The 16,848-nt window shown below is 73.1% G+C and carries 15 protein-coding genes; 6 read left to right on the forward strand and 9 right to left on the reverse strand.

The genetic code is table 11. From position 1 onward, the window contains the following. Positions 1-15: 15 nt before the first annotated feature. The gene (locus OG509_RS36910) at positions 16-2,325 is read right to left on the reverse strand and encodes a family 20 glycosylhydrolase (protein ID WP_406186930.1); all 2,310 of its coding nucleotides are present in this window, start codon (positions 2,323-2,325) and stop codon (positions 16-18) included. 167 nt (positions 2,326-2,492) lie between these two features. Here OG509_RS36910 and OG509_RS36915 point away from each other — a divergent pair, with 167 nt between their 5' ends. Beyond that, positions 2,493-2,891 carry a DUF4440 domain-containing protein gene (locus OG509_RS36915; protein ID WP_406186931.1) on the forward strand — a complete coding sequence of 133 codons (399 nt, stop codon included), beginning with the start codon at positions 2,493-2,495 and terminating at the stop codon, positions 2,889-2,891. Positions 2,892-2,923: 32 nt separating this feature from the next. Here the strand turns inward: OG509_RS36915 and OG509_RS36920 are convergent, their stop codons facing one another. Next, on the reverse strand, positions 2,924-4,366 hold the full coding sequence (locus OG509_RS36920; protein WP_406186932.1) for a glycosyltransferase 87 family protein: 1,443 nt from the start codon (positions 4,364-4,366) through the stop codon (positions 2,924-2,926). A gap of 112 nt (positions 4,367-4,478) precedes the next feature. Here OG509_RS36920 and OG509_RS36925 point away from each other — a divergent pair, with 112 nt between their 5' ends. Both OG509_RS36925 and OG509_RS36930 read left to right on the forward strand, forming a co-directional pair. Then, positions 4,479-5,627 (forward strand): molybdopterin-dependent oxidoreductase, encoded by a 1,149-nt coding sequence (locus OG509_RS36925; protein WP_406186933.1) that lies wholly within the window; start codon positions 4,479-4,481, stop codon positions 5,625-5,627. Beyond that, positions 5,627-6,031 carry a hypothetical protein gene (locus OG509_RS36930; RefSeq protein WP_387286866.1) on the forward strand — a complete coding sequence of 135 codons (405 nt, stop codon included), beginning with the start codon at positions 5,627-5,629 and terminating at the stop codon, positions 6,029-6,031. Before OG509_RS36925 ends, OG509_RS36930 begins: the two co-directional genes overlap by 1 nt. Positions 6,032-6,115: 84 nt before the next feature. On the opposite strand, the gene OG509_RS36935 is transcribed toward OG509_RS36930, so the two are convergent. Genes OG509_RS36935 through OG509_RS36945 form a run of 3 tightly spaced genes read right to left on the reverse strand, consistent with a single transcriptional unit; the run spans position 6,116 to position 8,183 of the window. Beyond that, positions 6,116-6,799 carry a methyltransferase domain-containing protein gene (locus OG509_RS36935; RefSeq protein WP_406186934.1) on the reverse strand — a complete coding sequence of 228 codons (684 nt, stop codon included), beginning with the start codon at positions 6,797-6,799 and terminating at the stop codon, positions 6,116-6,118. An 8-nt stretch (positions 6,800-6,807) separates the two neighbouring features. Next, the gene (locus OG509_RS36940) at positions 6,808-7,470 is read right to left on the reverse strand and encodes a DUF2064 domain-containing protein (protein ID WP_406186935.1); all 663 of its coding nucleotides are present in this window, start codon (positions 7,468-7,470) and stop codon (positions 6,808-6,810) included. Beyond that, positions 7,467-8,183 (reverse strand): glycosyltransferase family 2 protein, encoded by a 717-nt coding sequence (locus tag OG509_RS36945; RefSeq protein WP_406186936.1) that lies wholly within the window; start codon positions 8,181-8,183, stop codon positions 7,467-7,469. The genes OG509_RS36940 and OG509_RS36945 overlap by 4 nt, the downstream gene beginning before the upstream one ends. 213 nt (positions 8,184-8,396) lie before the next feature. On the opposite strand from OG509_RS36945, the gene OG509_RS36950 reads away from it, so the two are divergent. Continuing rightward, complete coding sequence (locus OG509_RS36950) at positions 8,397-9,164, forward strand: response regulator transcription factor (protein ID WP_385575154.1); 768 nt, start codon at positions 8,397-8,399, stop codon at positions 9,162-9,164. Continuing rightward, positions 9,157-10,272 (forward strand): sensor histidine kinase, encoded by a 1,116-nt coding sequence (locus OG509_RS36955; protein WP_406187810.1) that lies wholly within the window; start codon positions 9,157-9,159, stop codon positions 10,270-10,272. Before OG509_RS36950 ends, OG509_RS36955 begins: the two co-directional genes overlap by 8 nt. A gap of 9 nt (positions 10,273-10,281) precedes the next feature. Here OG509_RS36955 and OG509_RS36960 read toward each other — a convergent pair whose 3' ends face one another. Together OG509_RS36960 and OG509_RS36965 are read right to left on the reverse strand one after the other, a co-directional pair. Beyond that, entirely contained in the window at positions 10,282-10,992 is a 711-nt protein-coding gene (locus OG509_RS36960; protein ID WP_406186938.1) for a hypothetical protein, read from the reverse strand. Positions 10,993-11,120: 128 nt separating this feature from the next. Next, on the reverse strand, positions 11,121-12,119 hold the full coding sequence (locus OG509_RS36965; protein WP_406186939.1) for an NAD-dependent epimerase/dehydratase family protein: 999 nt from the start codon (positions 12,117-12,119) through the stop codon (positions 11,121-11,123). 98 nt (positions 12,120-12,217) lie between these two features. Here OG509_RS36965 and OG509_RS36970 point away from each other — a divergent pair, with 98 nt between their 5' ends. Beyond that, positions 12,218-12,793: a MepB family protein gene (locus OG509_RS36970; protein WP_406186940.1), complete on the forward strand. Its 576-nt coding sequence runs from the start codon at positions 12,218-12,220 to the stop codon at positions 12,791-12,793. 10 nt (positions 12,794-12,803) lie between these two features. On the opposite strand, the gene OG509_RS36975 is transcribed toward OG509_RS36970, so the two are convergent. Further along, positions 12,804-13,907, reverse strand: a complete 1,104-nt coding sequence (locus OG509_RS36975; protein WP_406186941.1) for a mechanosensitive ion channel family protein — start codon at positions 13,905-13,907, stop codon at positions 12,804-12,806. Positions 13,908-14,098: 191 nt separating this feature from the next. After that, a complete protein-coding gene (locus OG509_RS36980; protein ID WP_406186943.1) occupies positions 14,099-16,813 on the reverse strand; it encodes a glycosyl hydrolase 2 galactose-binding domain-containing protein in 2,715 nt (904 codons plus the stop codon). Positions 16,814-16,848: the final 35 nt, after the last annotated feature.

Consider the following 16,848-nt stretch of genomic DNA (forward strand, 5'->3'; position numbering starts at 1 on the left):
CACATCGCCGTCCGATCAGGCGATCTGCCACCGCTGGTAGACCGAACCGGCATCCGGCTGCTGCGTGGCCAGGGCGCCGTCCGCCCCGGACGCGGTGGTCAGCAGGAGCGCGCTCTTCTTGTTGACCACCGAGTAGTCGCCCCCGCCGAGCGCGGTCAGCAGCCAGCGCTGGCCGTCCGCGCCCGTGCAGCCGGCCTGGACGACGGCAGCGCCGGGCGCCGTGGCGCCGCCCGACACGTCCGCGCAGAGCCTCGACGATCCGTTGACCATGGAGTAGGAGCCGTCGGCGTTGAGCGAAAGCTGCCACTGCTGGTTGGGGCCGCCGTGCGGTGTCCAGGTGATCAGCTGCGTACCCGGCGCACTCGAACTCCCCGGGTCGTCGAGGGCCTTGCCGGCCGCGCTGAGGGTCCGGGCGCCGCTCAGCTGTCCTCCGTACACCTCGAACTCGTACAGCGAATAGCCGTACGCGGTGCCGCGCTTGGTCCCGTACACGCGGATGTAGCGGCCCGATCCGGACAGGCCGGTGAGCTCCTGGACCCCGCCGGCGCCGGTCGTCGTGGTGTACACCGTGCGCCAGGTTGCGCCGTCGTCGGAGAGCTGGATCTGGAAGGCCTTTCCGTACGCCGCCTCCCAGCGCAGCACCACGCGGCTCACGGCCTGACTGGATCCCAGGTCGACCTGGAGCCACTGCGGGTCGGCGTACCCGCTGGACCAGCGGGTGCCGGGGTCCCCGTCGGTGGCCGACGAGGCCGGGAAGCCGGCGGTCTCGGTACTGGAGGCGGTGGTCGGCCGGTTGCGCGCGAGGTTGCCGGGCTGGGCGAGACCGGGCCACGCGGGGTTGTGCCCGACCGCGGCCGCGATCGGGGTGAAGGCGGCGTACGTGGCGGCCGGCTTGGGGGAGCCCCAGGTCTGTTGGGCCAGGGCGCGCAGCGGGTACATGATGCCCGCGGCGATCTGCTCCTGCGTCTCGGCCGTGGGGTTGTCGCACCACACGTGGATCAGCGAGCCCGGGTTCTTCGAGGGGTCGGTGAGGGTGGCCCCGCCCTCGAAGCGGTCGGGGGTCCAGGTCTCGTACATCCACTTGGTGTCGGGTTTGGCGCCCCCGAGCACGTAGTACGTCGGCGTCCAGGACTCGTTGGCGACGGTGTGGCCGGCCGCGGCCAGCTGCTGCGGGGTGAGCCCGTAGCTGTACCAGTACTCGACGAGGATTCCGGGGTGCGGGGTGAGCGTCCCGTCCCCGGCCTTGATGCCGTCGTTCCACATCCGGGTGGTCTTGCCGGCCGCCCGCACCAGGTCGTCGGCCCAGTTCACGAACCCGTAGTAGGTGTCCTTGGCGGTGGCGCCGGCCCCGTAGTGGGCGCGGGCGTAGCTGAGCAGCTGCGGGTACTTGGCGTAGTCGGTGACGTATTCGTCCGCGCCGATGTGCCAGTACGGGGCCGGGAACAGCGGCAGGTACTCGTTCACCAGGTCCTTGATCAGGGTGTACGAGGCCGGCAGCGAGAGGTCGATGAAATCGGGACTGGCCGTGCCGGAGCTGTTCTTGAGCTTCAGCTCCGGGTGGGCGGCCAGGACGGCGTTCATGTGCCCCGGGGTGTCGATCTCGGGAACGATCGTGACGTGGTACTTCTGACCGAGCGCGACGAGGTCGGCGATGTCCTGCTTGGAGTAGTGGTCGGCGGAGACGATCTCCGGGTGGGTGGAGCTTTCGAGCCGGAACCCGAAGGTGTCCGACAGGTGGAAGTGGAAGTAGTTGAGCTTGAGGTAGGCCAGCTCCTTGATGTGCTGCTCGACCCAGTCGACGGTGAAGAACTTCCGGCCCTGGTCGATCATGAGCCCGCGCTCCGCCTTGGCGGGCCAGTCGACCGCCGTACCGGCGGGCACCGTGGCCGACTGGTGCAGGAGTTGGAGCACGGTACGGGTGCCGTAGAACGCGCCCGTGTCGGTCCCGGCGCGGATGGCGACGGACGCTGCGACGGTCAGCCGGTAGCCCTCGGCGGGCAGCCCCGGGTCACCGAGGCTCAGCGCGATGTCACCCGGGGAGGCGCTCCCGGTGACGACGGCGACGGGACGTCCGGCCAGGGCGCCCAGGTCCTCGGCGAACGTGGCGGCCTCGTCGGAGAGCTGGGCGGCGTAGGCGGGATCGACGACGATCCGGCTGGTCCCGGCGAAGGTGTAGGCACCGGTGCCGGCCGTCCACTGCCGCAGAGCCGGAACGGTCTGCGGCGGCCCGGCGGCGGCCTGCGCGGGTCCGGCGACGGCGACACCGGGTAAGGAGAGCGCGGCCACCGCGCAGACGGCGGCGATCAGCAATCTGAGCAGACGCATGGCGAGTCCCCAAGTCATGGGAGGGAAGGGGGAGTTCAGAACACGGCCAAAGTGCAGGCAAAGTGCAGCGCAGCGCCGGATGCATGTCAATACCTGCTCGAAACTCCGCTCCACCGAGCAGGATCGCGCACTCACCCGTCACAGGGGTCGCGTGTTACCGTCGCGCCATGTCCAAGGGTGAAATAGACGCGCTGACCGACGAGTTCTTCGGCTCGTTCGACAACCGGGGCGGCAAGACCGCCGACGTGGACCGCATCCGGCGGCTGGTCCTGCCGGGCGGGGTGATCGTCAAGACGGGGCCGGAGCTCACGGTCTACACCGTCGAGGAGTTCATCGAGCCCCGCCGGAAGCTGCTGAACGACGGCCGGCTGGTCGAGTTCTCCGAGTGGGAGACCTCCGAACGGACCGACATCGCCGGCGACATCGCGTCTCGGTTCGGCGAGTACCGGAAGTCCGGGATCCTGGACGGCGAGCCGTACGAGGGCCGCGGGACCAAGACCATCCAGTTCGTCCGCACCCCGGACGGCTGGCGGATCGCCGCGTTCTCCTGGTACGACCAGCCCTGAGCCGGCGCGGAGCCGGCCCTGAGCCGGCCCGCCTACGCCGACTCCGTGCCCAGCCCCGGGCCGCGCTGCCGCTGCCACCGTACCGCCGTGACCACGAGCACCAGCAGCGCGGCCGCCCCGTACGCCACGGCACTCACCGCCCCGCGCGAGCCGAACGCCTGGCCCGTGACGTAGACGGCGGGGCCGGCGACCGCGACGCCCAGCCACTCCCAGCGCCCGTCCAGGGCCACGAGAGCGACGAGCAGCAGGGCGTACCACGAATAGCCGGGCGTGAGCAGGACGAACGCCCACCCCGTCACCAACAGCGCGCCGCTCCAGGGCCGTCGGGGATCCCCGCGCCACAGCACGTACCCGCACACGCCCGCCATCACGGCGAGCAGCACCGGCACCGCCCAGTCGCCCGGCAGCACCAGCCGCAGCAGCGCGTAGCGGGACCCGGCCGAGGGGTCCTCGTACCCCTCCTCCTCCACGTACCCGCCGAGGTACCCGAAGACGGAGCCGTGCGAGAGCAGCACGTACGGCAGGTACGCGAGCGCCGTGAACGCGGCGGCCGGCAGCAGTACGGCGACCGCGTCGCGCACCCGGCGCACGCCGGACAGCGCTCCCGGCAGGACGATCGCCGGCATCAGCTTCGTGGCGACGGCGGCGCCGAGGACCAGCCCGCCGCCCGCCCGGCGCGCCAGGCTCGGCGCGGCCACGAGCCCGAGACCGGCCACGGCCAGCAGCACCCCCAACACGTCGACGTGCGCGTTGTTCACGGCTTCGATCGGTACGGCGGGGCACCACGCCCAGTAGGCGGCCCTGCGCGGGTCCGTGCCCCGGCGGCGCAGGATCAGCAACAGCGCGCCGCTCACGCCGAGGGACAGCAGCCCGCCGCCGATCTGGAGCGGCTTGTGCCGGGCGCCCTCGGGGGAGAGCCGGTCGACGGCCAGGAAGTACGCCTCGGCGACCGGCGGGTAGATGGTGTGCACGGCGGGCCGGTTGATCCGTGTGCAGTGCGGGGCGTCCCCGGCGGACGGGATCCGGGCCCGGTCCGGGCCGGTGCAGGCGGCGGCTCCCGTGGGGAAGAGCCACGGGTCGCGGAGCCGGCCCAGCGCCGGGTCCTGCGGGGCGTGGTCGTACGGGGAGTGGCCGGCGGACTGCACCCGGCCGTCCCAGGCGTAGCGGTACGAATCGGTGCTGGTCCGGGGCGCCGCCACCAGCCCCGTCGCCGTCACCGCGACGGCTCCCGCCAGCACCAGCGGCACGACGAGGGCCGCCGGCACCCGGCGCAGTGCGAGCAGTGCGACCGCGAACAGCGCCCAGCAGGCCGCGTACCGCCAGGACAGTCCGGCGGGGTCGGTGAAATTGCCGTCGTAGCGGATGGTCCACACCAAGGCGGCGACAAGGGCCGAGAGACTGAGGACGGGGAGGGCGAGGGCGGGCAGGGCGAGGGCGGGGAGGGCGGAAGGGCCGGGGGCGGTACGCAGGTTCACAGCCGCAGCGTTCCAGGCAACGGCGCCCAGCGGGGTCCCGCGCCGCCCATGTCCGCGTTTCGTAAGGTGTACGAACCGCCTCTGAGCGGCTTCCCGGGGGTGTCATGGGTCCATGCGCTTCCCCATCCGTCTCCCTTCCGACCCGCCCGTCACCTTCAAGGCGCGGTTGCACGACGCCCGGACCGCGACCGCCATCGGCCGCTGGCTCGGGCTCGCCTTCGCCGTCTGTTTCGCGACCGGTGTGCTCAGCCACTACCTCCAGCACCCGCCGCACTGGCTCGCCGACCGGCTGCCGAGCCGCCCCTACTGGGGCTACCGGTTCACCCAGGGACTCCACGTGGTCTCCGGGATCGCGGCGATCCCGCTGCTGCTGGCGAAGCTGTGGGCGGTCTACCCCCGGCTGTTCGAATGGCCGCCCCTGCGGTCGGTACGGCACGCACTCGAACGGGCCTCCGTGGCGGTCCTGGTGGCGGCCGGAGTGTTCGAGCTGTTCACCGGCCTGCTGAACACCTTCCAGTGGTACCCCTGGCCGTTCTCCTTCGTCCCCGTGCACTTCGCGCTGTCCTGGCTGCTGCTGGGCGCGCTCATGGTGCACATCGCCGTGAAGTGGCCGGAGATCCAGGACCATTGGACCCGCCGCTCCCCGGGCACGCTCGCACTGCCGGAGGCCGACGGCCCCGACCGGCGCGCGCTGCTGGTAGGCGTCGCGGCGGCGGTGGGGGCGGTCACGCTGACGACCGCCGGGCAGTCCGTGACCGCGCTCGGGCGGCTCGACCTGTTCGCCCCCCGCGACCCCGCCGTCGGACCGCAGGGGCTCCCGGTGAACCGTACGGCGAAGGCGGCCGGCATCACCGTGGTCTCCGTACGGGACTGGCGGCTGACCGTGGCCGGACCGCGTCCGTACACCCTCACCCTCGACGAACTGCGCGCGATGCCGCAGTACGAGGTGACGCTGCCCATCGCATGCGTCGAGGGCTGGAGCAAGAACGCCCGGTGGACCGGGGTCCGCGTGCGCGACCTGCTGGAACGCGCGGGCGGCGGCCCGGGCGCCGGCGCCCGCGTGGAGTCCCTGGAGCCGGTCGGCGCGTACCGGGTGATGGAGATGGGCCGCGAGTACGCCCAGGACCCGCTCACCCTGCTCGCGCTGCGCCTGGGCGGCGAGGAACTCTCCCCGGACCACGGCTACCCGGCGCGGATCATCGCCCCGAACCGGCCCGGCGTGCTCCAGACCAAGTGGGTCGGCCGACTGGAGGTGGCGTGATGGCGTACCGGTACGCGGTGGCAGGCCTCGGCCTGGTCCTGATGGGCCTGGGCGGCGCCCTGCTGGTCCAGCAGCCCTCGCCCTGGCGGATCGCGCTGTGGCTGGCCGGTGCGGTCGTGGTGCACGACGGGCTGATCGCGCCGCTCGTGATCGCGGTCGCCGCGCTCACCGGCGCCGTCGGCCTGCGCCTGCGCGGGGTCCCGCGCGCCGCCCTGATCGTCGCGGGCTCCCTGACCGCGATCGCCCTCCCGCCGCTCCTGCGCCCGGGCGGGGCGGCCAACCCGACCGTGGTGCCCCTGGACTACCTGCGCAACTGGCTGCTGACGATGGCGGCCATCGCCGTGGCCACGGGCCTGTACGTCGCGGGGCGCGCGGCGCTGCGCGGGGCGCGCCGGCGGACCTGAGCGGCCGGACACACGAAAGCGGCTGACGCGCTCTCGCGTCAGCCGCTTTACGTATTTCCGCATTCCCGTATGTCCTGTGAGCGCTCAGCGCCACAGCTGAACGAAGGCGCGGCCCGCCGCATGCCAGGTCACCGCCCGCGTCCAGCCCGCGTCCGCCGCCTGCGTACGCAGCGCGCGGGTGCCGAGCCGGGCCCACGGGAAGGGCGCCCCACGGCCGCCGTTCCCGTCCTCGACGTGCACCTCGACGCGCTCGTCGACGTCCACGGTGGCCGCCTCGACCAGCAGGGTGCCGCCGGGGGCCGCGAGCCGGGCGGCCCGGCGCAGCAGGGCGCCGGGATCGCCGCCGATGCCGATGTTCCCGTCGATGAGCAGGACCGTGCCCCAGCGGCCTTCACTGGGCAGCGGGTCGAACACGGACCGGCACAGGGCGCTGCCGCCGGTGCGCACCGTGCGGGCCACCGCCTCGGGGGTCACGTCCACGCCCAGCGCGGGCTGCCCGAGGCGGGCGAGGGCGGCGACCAGGCGGCCCGGTCCGCAGCCTATGTCCAGGACCGGGCCCTCGCAGCGGGCCAGGACGGTGTCATCGGCCGCGTCGGCTTCGGCGCACCAGCGCTCCACGTCGAGCGGCAGCAGCCAGCCGTCGCTGCGGCGCAGGAAGAGGGGCCCCCGGCCGGTGCGCACGGCGTCGGAGTACGGGTCGGCCCGCCAGGCCTGGGCGGCGGGCTCCACCGGCCGCGGGGTCGGCTGCGCCGTCAACTGCGCGGTCATCTGCGCGGTCACCGTACGGCCGCGCACAGCTCGGCGTGCAGGGCGGCGAACCGGGTCCCGGGCGCCGAGGCGGCCACCCGCACGGCGTCATCCGGCGTGTCGACGTCGCGCAGCGCCGGGAGGTCCCGTACGGCCCGCCCCGACGCGGTCAGCCGCAGGCGCTGCACCGTCCCGGTGTCCGAGACGGACATGGGCACGCCCAGCAGTAGCGCGGGATCCGGCTCGGCGAGCCCGAGGGCCCAGAATCCGCCGTCCAGGGCCGGGCCGAACCGGGCGTCCGTACCGTCGAAGTCGAGGCCCTGGGCGAGGAGCTCCGGGGTGACCTGCGGGGTGTCCATGCCGATCAGGAGCGCGGGACCCTCGTACAGGGCGAAGGCCGCGGCCAGCCGGACGTCGAGCCCGCCCGAGCACTGCGGGACCACCTCGACGCCGTCGGGCAGCCAGTGCTTCGGCGCCCCGTCGAGGTAGAGGACGCGCCGCCGGGCCGGCGTGGCGAGGACGGCGTCCAGGGTGTCCTGGAGCGAGGCCCGGGCCAGGGCGGCGGCCTGCTGTGGGGTGAAGTGCGGGGTCAGCCGCGTCTTGACCCGGCCGGGGACCGGGGCCTTGGCGACGACGATCAGTGTGCCCTCGCCGTGGCCGTCGCCGGTGTGCTCGCTCGCGTGGGTGCTCATGAGGAGACCCCGCCGGCCGGGACGGACCGGGTGCGGGGCGTCTCGGCCAGTACCCGCCGCATGTCCTGCACCGCGTGCCATGTGCCCCGCCACGTGCCGGTGACCTTCGACCTGCCGGCGCGCGGCAGGTACGGGACGTCCGTCTCGGCCACCCGCCAGCCCGCGTCGGCGGCCCGTACGACCATCTGGAGCGGGTACCCGCTGCGCCGGTCGGTCAGTTCCAGGTCCAGCAGCGCCTCGCGGCGCGCGACCCGCATCGGTCCGAGGTCGTGCAGCCGCAGCCCCGTACGGCGGCGCAGCATCCGCGCCAGCGCGAGGTTCCCGGCGCGGGCGTGGGCCGGCCAGACGCCGCGTCCCTGCGGGCGTCGCCGCCCGAGCAGCAGGTCGGCCTCCCCGGCCTCGACCCGGGCCGCCATGGCGGCGAGCAGCCCGGGGTCCAGGGAGGCGTCGCAGTCGCAGAAGCAGACGAGGTCGGCGCGCGAGGCGAGCAGCCCGGCGTGGCAGGCCGCGCCGAAGCCGCGCACGGGTTCGCGCACCACGGTCGCTCCCAGGCTGCGGGCGATGTCGGCCGAGCCGTCGGTGGAACCGTTGTCGACGACGATGGCCCGCCAGCCGGCCGGCACCCGCGCCAGCACCCAGGGCAGCGCCTCCGCCTCGTCGAGACACGGCAGTACGAGGTCCGCGCGGGGCGGCACACAAGCAGAATCAGTCACGTCCACACCGTAGGAAGCGGGCGCGGACGAAAGGGGCTTTGACTCCTTACGAAACGCGGACGCCGTGCACGATCCGGGGAGGGCGCCGTACACACGGACCGGAGCGGATGTCAGGCTGTGGCCATGGCAGTCAGCAATACGCAGAGTACGGACGAGGGCCGCGAGGCGGCCGGGACGGCCGGGGCGGGCGCACCCGACCCCGTCCTGGGCGACATCCTGGTCGTGGACGACGACCCGACCGTTTCGGAGGTCGTGGCCGGGTACCTCGACCGCGCCGGATTCACGGTTCGCCTGGCCGCCGACGGACCGGCCGCCCTGCGCGCGGCCGAGGAGCGGCGCCCGGACCTGGTGGTCCTCGACCTCATGCTGCCGGGCATGGACGGGCTGGAGGTCTGCCGGCGGCTGCGGGCGCGCGAGCGGGCCGCCGCCCTGCACGGCGGCCAGGGCGCGACCCCGCCCGTCCCGGTCATCATGCTGACGGCGCGCGGCGACGAGGACGACCGGATCCTGGGCCTGGAAGTCGGCGCGGACGACTACGTGACCAAGCCCTTCAGCCCGCGGGAACTCGTCCTGCGCGTGCAGTCCGTCCTGCGCCGGGCCGCCCCCGCCGCACCGGCTGCCGGCCCCCGGCTCACCGCGGCGGGCCTGAGCCTGGACCCGGCGGCGCGCCGCGTCAGCAAGGACGGCCAGGAACTCGCCCTCACCCTGCGGGAGTTCGACCTCCTCGCCTTCTTCCTGCGAAACCCCGGGCAGGTCTGCGACCGGGAACGGCTCATGCGCGAGGTCTGGGGCTGGGACTTCGGCGACCTGTCCACCGTCACCGTCCACGTCCGCCGGCTCCGCGGCAAGATCGAGGACGACGCGGCGAACCCCCGGCTGATCCAGACCGTCTGGGGCGCCGGCTACCGCTTCGACACCCACCCCACCCCGGCGGCGCCCGCCACGGACCCGAGAACGGCGGACGGCCATGAACATGCGTGACCAGGACCTGCTGCTGATCGCCCTGTACGCGCTTCTCGGCGCGGGCGGCGCCGGAGCGCTCGGCGCCGTCGCCCTGCGGATACTGCGGCGGCGCAGCGTCGCCGTCTCCCTCGCCGTCGTGACCGCCGTCGCCGTGCTCGCGATGCTCGCCGGAACGCTGGCCGTGGCCTGGGCGATGTTCCTCTCCTCCCACGACCTGACCGCGGTGACGGTGGTCGTCGGGGTGGCCGCCGCCGTCTCGCTGGGCACGGCCCTGCTGCTGGGGCGGCAGGTCGTACGGCGCTGCCGTGAGCTCGTCGAGGCCGCGCGCGTCTTCGGCGAGGAGGGCACCTTCACCACGCCCAGCGTGCCCGCCCCGGCCGAACTCACCGCGCTCAGCCGCGAACTGGCCATGACCAGCGAACGCCTGACCGCGTCCCGGGAGCGCGAGCGGGCCCTGGAAACCTCACGCCGGGAGCTCGTCGCCTGGATCTCGCACGATCTGCGCACCCCGCTGGCCGGGCTGCGCGCCATGTCGGAGGCGCTGGAAGACGGCATGGCCGCCGACCCCGCCCGCTACCACCGGCAGATGCGTACCGAGGTCGACCGCCTCAACTCCATGGTCGGCGACCTCTTCGAGCTCTCCCGCATCCACGCGGGCGCCCTCAGCCTCAGCCCCACCCGGTTGAACCTCTACGACCTCGTGGGCGACGCCCTGGCCGGCACCGACGCCCTCGCCCGCGAGCACGGCGTACGGCTGGTCGGCGACGGGATCGCATCGCTGCCGGTGGAGGTGGACGGCAAGGAAATGACCCGCGTCCTGTCGAACCTGCTGGTCAACGCCATTCGCCACACCCCGGCCGACGGCACGGTCGCGATCGCCGCGGAAGCCCGCGAGGGCGCGGTGGTGCTGTCCGTCACCGACGCCTGCGGCGGCATCCCCGAGGAGGACCTCACGCGCGTCTTCGACACCGGCTGGCGCGGCACCCAGGCCCGTACGCCCCCGGGGGGCGCGGGCCTGGGCCTGGCGATCGTCCGCGGCATCGTCGAGGCGCACGAAGGGCACGCTCGTGTCAGCAACGTCTCGGGCGGCTGCCGTTTCGAACTGACCCTCCCGGCCCCCGCGTAGCGGTCAGGGCTACTGGCAGGTGACGGTCACGTTCTCACTCCGCGCGGTCATGTTGAACTCCGGCACGTGCAGGGTGACGAACGCGCTCACCGTCTTCGTGTTCGCCATCACCGACCCCTCCACCACCTTGAAGAGGGAGACGCTCGTGGTGCCGGGGGTGAACGCGGCCGTGCCCGAGGAGATCGGATCGGCGCTGGACGCGTACGTCCAGAAGTAGCGGACCTTCCCCTGCCCGGTGCCCGTGATCTTGCCGTCGAACTCCAGCTTGGGCGGCTTGGTGCAGTCGACGGTGCTCCCCGACTTGGTCAGCGTCAACACCTCGACCTTGGTGACCTGCACGTTCCCCTTGCCGCTGCCCGGCTTCTCCCTGGGCGGGGTGACGCAGGCGACGTGCTTGCCCTGCTTCGACCCGCCCTCTCGGTAACTGACGCCGTACGAGCCGTAGCGAACGCCCTGCCGGTCGAGCGCACCCTCGCCGTTCACCGTGGCCCGGAAGGACGACTTCCCCTCGACGCGCACCGACTGGTTCGGGGTGAATCCGCTGAGGTGGAGGTCGTAGCGCGTGTTCCCGCCCGGACTGCCGCCACCGCTGCCCGGAGTCAGCTCGCAGGAGGGCGCCATGGGGGCCCGGGCGGCTGCCGACTCCGCCGTTCGGCCCTGGGCCGCGAAGGCGGGGGTCAGGGCGACCGAGGAGGCGAGGACGGGGGCCGCGAGAAGCATGAGACCCCGGTACCGGTACCGGTTCGTCTGCCGATTCATCGTGCTGCCCTTCCTGAGAGGAAAGCCCCCGATGTCGGACCACCAGGATATCGGGCGGGGACGAAGGTGCCGCGGCCGCCGAAATCCGGTCAGAGGACGTCCGCCCCGGCCGCCAGCTCCGCCATTCCGGCGGCGAACGGCACCACCGGCCGCCAGTCCAGGTCCCGGCGCAGGCGCGCCGAGTCTGCGGTGATGTGCCGGACGTCGCCCAGCCGGTACTCCCCGGTGACCACCGGGTCCGGGCCCCCGCACGCAGCGGCCAGCGCCTTGGCCATGTCGCCGACGGTCCGCGGATCGCCGCTGCCGACGTTGTACGCGGTGAACCCGTCCGGCGAGCCGGCCAGGGACTCCACCGCCACGGCGTTGGCCGCGGCCACGTCCCGTACGTGCACGAAGTCCCGCCGCTGGCCGCCGTCCTCGAAGACGCGCGGGGCCTCGCCCCTCGCCAGCGAGGAGCGGAACAGGGCGGCGACCCCCGCGTACGGGGTGTCGCGGGGCATCCCCGGCCCGTACACGTTGTGGTAGCGCAGTGAGATCGCGGAGCCGCCGGTGGCCCGCGCCCAGGAGGCCGCGAGGTGCTCTTGGGCCAGCTTGGTGGTGGCGTAGACGTTCCGCGGGTCCATCGGGGCGTCCTCCCCGACCATGCCGGGCGCGAGCTCGGCGCCGCAGCGCGGGCAGCGCGGCTCGAACCGGCCGGCCGCCAGATCGGCCTCGGCGCGCGGGCCGGGCCGCACCACGCCGTGCGCGGCGCACGCGTACCGCCCCTCGCCGTAGACGACCATCGAGCCGGCGAGGAGCAGCCTGTGCACGCCCGCCTCGGCCATCTCGGCCAGCAGGACCGCCGTACCGAGACCGTTGGCCGATACGTACGCCGGTGCGTCCCCGAAGTCCTTGCCCAGGCCGACCTTGGCCGCCTGGTGGCAGACCGCGTCGACCCCGGCCAGGGCTTCCCGCACCTGGCCGGGATCCCGTACGTCCCTTCCGTCCTCCGCGAGATCGAACACCACCGGGTCGTGGCCGCGGCCGGCCAGCTCGGAGACGATGTGCGAGCCGATGAAGCCCGCTCCTCCAGTCACAAGTACGCGCATGATCCGACGCTATGCCCCGGCCCGCCCGCGGCGGCGCTCTCCCGGTCGCACGTCACGGATCCGTAAGACGTCCCGGGGATCCATGACAGGCTGGGCGGATGACGACCCACCGCGAGCGCTCCGCCGATCCCCGTCCCACCCCTGCCGGCCCCGTAACGTGGCCGGACGTGATCGGGGTCCACGGCGATCTGCTCGCGGCGAGGTCACGTGTCTACGACCCGTGCGGATTCACCTGCTCGCAGCCGGTTCCCGAGGCCGAGGGCGCCGCGTACGCCGCGCACCAATTCACCCTGGACGGACGCGCCGTCCGGTTCCGCGCGGCCAAGACCACGCCCACCAAGGTCGGGCAGTTCGTCACCGTGTGGAAGCGGTCCCCCGGCGGGCCCATCCAGCCCTTCGACACCGCGGACCGGGTGGACCTCTTCGTCATCAGCTGCCATGACGACCGTGGCTTCGGCCAGTTCGTCTTCCCGGTGGACGCGCTCCGCCGGCACGGCGTCGTATCGGTGGGCGGCTCCGGCGGGAAGCGGGGCTTCCGCGTCTACCCGCCGTGGGTGGCCACCGCCAACCGCCAGGCCGACCGCGCGCAGGCGTGGCAGGTGGAGCACTTCCTCCACCTGCCGCAGGACGGCGCCGTCGACCTGGCCCGCGCCGAGGAGCTGTACCACCCGTAAGGGGTTCGGCTCAGCCGGTGGTGGCGGGCGAACGGGGCGGGGCCTCGCGCTGGTGCGGGACCGGGGGGAGCGCCGACGCCTGGAGCCCGTCGTGGTGGAGCTGGACCGTCCGCGTGGGCGCGGGGATCGAGATGCCCTCCGCACGGAACCGCTCGTGCAGGCGCTTGATGAACTCGTGCTTGATCCGGTACTGGTCGCTGAACTCGCCGACGCCCAGGATCACCGTGAAGTTGATCCTGGAGTCGGCGAAGGTGTGGAACCGGACCTTGCCTTCGTGGTCGGGGACCGCGCCGTTGATGTCGGCCATCACGCTGTCGACCACGTCGAGCGTCACCCGCTCCACGTGCTCCAGATCGCTCTCGTAGCCGACGCCCACCTGGACCAGGATCGACAACTGCTGTTCCGGCTGGGTGAAGTTGGTCATGTTCGTCCGCGCGAGACGCCCGTTGGGGATGATCACCAGGTTGTTCGACAGGTTGCGGACCACGGTGTTGCGCCAGTTGATGTCGACGACGTACCCCTCCTCCCCGCTGCTGAGGCGGATGTAGTCACCGGGCTGCACGGTCTTCGAGGCGAGGATGTGGACGCCCGCGAAGAGGTTGGCGAGGGTGTCCTGCAAGGCCAGGGCCACCGCCAGACCGCCCACCCCGAGGGCGGTGACCAGGGGTGCGATGGACACGCCCACGGTTTCGAGCGCGACGAGCACACCCATCACGAGGACCACGATCCGCGTGATGTTGACGAAGATGGACGCCGATCCGGCGACGCCGGTCCGGGCCCCCGCCACCGACTGGACGAGACCCGCGATGACCCGGGCCGCGCTGAGCGTGGCGATGAGGATGAGCACGGCGGTCAGGGACTGGTTCACGAACCCCAGCACACGCGCGGTGAGCGGCAGCGTCGAGGCGGCCACCGCGGCGCCGGCGATGACGGCCGCCCAGGGAGCGAGGGTGCGCAGCGCGTCGACGATGATGTCGTCGCCGGTCCACCGCGTCCGCTCGGCGTGACGGCCCAGCCAGCGCAGCAGGGCGCGCAGCAGCAGCCCGGCCAAGGCGCCCGCGGCCAGCGCGATCCCGGCCACCAGCCAGTCGTGCAGGAGGAGTTCCCGGTTCAACGGACGCCCTCCGCTCGGCGCCGGACCGGGGGAGCGGGGACGGGCCCGGCGGGCCGTCGTATGAGGTGTGTCGTCACCTTGTCACCTGTCAGTTTCTCGTGCGTGGAGCCGCGTTCGGGCGCGTGTACGCATTCCGGAACGGGCTGCCATCCTGCCCCATGGCCCGAGGCCCCTCAGCAGGCGGGCCGGTGTCAGGAGGCCGGGATCGTGGCCCTCGGGGTGTTCCAGCCGGAGATCCGGATCCTGGGCGCGGACCCGTGCAGGTCGGCGGTGCGGTAGGTAGCCGTCAGGGTGGCCGACTCGCCGGGCCAGAGGCTGATCTGGTTGTCGGACCACCGCACGGGCAGGACGGGGGCGTCCTTGCCGTCGACGAGGTGGAGGTCGGTCAGCAGCGCCGGGGTGTTCCCGGTGCCGGTGTTCCGTACGGTGACGACCGTAGTGGAGGTCGACGGCGTGTCGGCGCCCACGCTCGTCGTCGCCGTGGCGGAGACGGCCGCCTGCGCCATCGACCGCAGCCCGGTGAGATCGGCGTAGGCCGTGACCGGCGTGTGGTACCAGTCGCTCTCGTCGTAGTCGAGGACGTCCCGGCGCGTGGAGAGCCAGTACACGTTGCGGCTCACCTCGCGCCCGGCGGCGTCCGTCAGGACCAGCCGCGCGAGATGGGTCGCGGACAGCCCGTCCACCGACGCCGGGAGGGTCAGTGCGATGGCCTTCGCGCCGTCCCCGCCGACCGCCAGGCCGGTCACCGTCCTGTCGTACTTCTGCGTTCCGTCGGTGTTGAAGAGGGAAACCCGCGCGGTCAGCCCCGACACCGCCGCGGCACGGCGGTTGACGACGGCCACCGTGCGGTCGTCGTACGAGTACTGGATGTGCAGCGGCTCGTTCGCCTTCTTCGCGCCGAAGTAGGCGCCGTTCTGGTCGAGGTAGCGGTCCACGAGCTGCCAGTGCAGCGAGGTCCAGCCGCTGTTGAACATCCAGTAGATCACCCCCGTCGACGGCTTCGAGGCGTCGGTGGCGTTGCGCGCGTACGCCTCGTACTGCGCGCGGACGTTCTCGTACTGGGCGAGCTGCGCCTTGGCGACGTAGTCCTCCAGGCTGCGCGGGGCGCCGTACCGGGCGCTCAGCGCATCGTCGTACAGCTTGAGCGTGGCGTACGTGCGCGAGGGCGAGCGGTGGTACTGCGGAGCGGCCGGGTCCTTCCAGAGGGAGGTCAGCTCGGCCGGGGACATCATGCGGCGCAGGGTGTCGAGGGTGGGGATGTCGGGGCCCGCGCTGGTCTCGGAGTTGAAGCCGGTGGCCCCGCCCTCCCGCTTGTCGTACCAGTAGCCGGGCGGCACCCATTCGTACGGTCCCGGCATCCGCATCCCCGAAGTGCCGGTGAGCGGCGCCGACTTGGCGGCCGCGGCGGGGATCACGGGGGTGGGCCAGTCGGCGGCCTTCAGCGCATCGACGTAGCCCCGCTCGATCTCCGCGTCCGGGGCGAAATCGCTGCCGATGAGGAAGGAGATGACGCTGGGGTGATCGCGCAGGCGGGCGGCCTCGGCCGCCATGGAGGCCTTGGCCACGGGGTGGTCGGATTCCGTCCAGCTCTCTCCGGCCTCGGTGCCGTTGACCTCGCCCTCCCATTTGGTGCAGCACTGCCAGCCGGGCAGGGTGAGGATCCCGTACCGGTCGGCGAGGTCGAAGAACTCGTCGTGTTCGAGGTGTCCTTCCAGGCGCAGGGTGTTGAGGCCCAGGTCCCGTGCGTACGCCAGCCTGTCCTCCGTGTAGGCGGGGTCCCAGCGCAGCAACTCGTCGGGGGACCAGCCGGCGCCCCGGATCAGCAGCGGCCGGCCGTTGACGGAGTACTGGCGGGCGCCGTCCTTGTTGAGCGGCGCCTGCACGCTGCGGATACCGAAGCCGTGGCGGGCCCGGTCGGAGACGCCGGCCCCGGCGTCGGTCCCGGCGTCCGCGTCGGACCCCGGGACCGTGACCGTCAGATCGAGCTCGTACAGCTCCTGCGCACCCATGCCGGCCGGCCACCACACCCGCGGCCGGTCGAGGTGCAGTTGCGGGGTGTCGGCCGGGGCGAAGGCCACCGTCTTCGTCTCGTGGGCGCGCAGGGGCACGTCCCGCCGGAACGCGATCCCCGACCCGATGGTGCCGGAGACCACGGCGGTGACGGCCTCGGCCGACTCGTTGCGGACCTTCGCCTTCACGGTCAGGTCCGCGGAGGCCAGGGACGGCAGCGCCAGGCTGGTCACCACGTGCGCGTCGCGCAGGGCGACCGGGCCGCCGCGCCGTACGAGCACGTCGCGGACGATGCCCATGTTCTGGTCCGGGGGCGGCTGCAACCAGTCGAGCCAGCCCATCGTGAGGTTCTTGCGCGGATCGTTCGGCCTGATCCGGAAGGCCACCGCGTTGGCGCCGGCCCGCACCAGTTCGGTGACGTCGAGCTCGTGGTGCGTGTACGCGCCGGCGACCGCGGACGCCGTGGCGACCTGCTCCCCGTTGACGAACACGTCCGCCGCGGAGACGACCCCGCTGAAGTCCAGGTACGTGCGCGCGGAGGTGTCGGCCACGGTGAACTCGGCGCGGAACCACCACGGCACGGTGAAATCGGCGGCCGGGATGTGCTGCTGGTCGGTGGAGTAGAAGGGGTCGGGATGCGTGCCGTCCGCGACCAGGGCGGCCAGCACGGTGGACCGGGGCCCCGCCGGGTGCCAGCCGGTCGTCCGGTAGCCCGGGGCGGAGACGAGGGCCGCCGAGTCGGAGACCTCGGCCGTCGAGCGGATGGCGTACCCGGACAAGGGCGTGACGCTCCCCGCGGACGCGGGGACGGCGGTCACCGCCCGTACGTGCGCCGCCCGGGGGGAGGGAGCCGCGGCCGGCGCGCTCGCGACGAGCGCGCCCAAGAGGCCGAGCACGGCCAGGACCGAGGTTTCCCATCGAACAACACGAG

The sequence above is a fragment of the Streptomyces sp. NBC_01006 genome (assembly GCF_045162725.1).
In the GTDB taxonomy this organism is placed as follows: domain Bacteria; phylum Actinomycetota; class Actinomycetes; order Streptomycetales; family Streptomycetaceae; genus Streptomyces.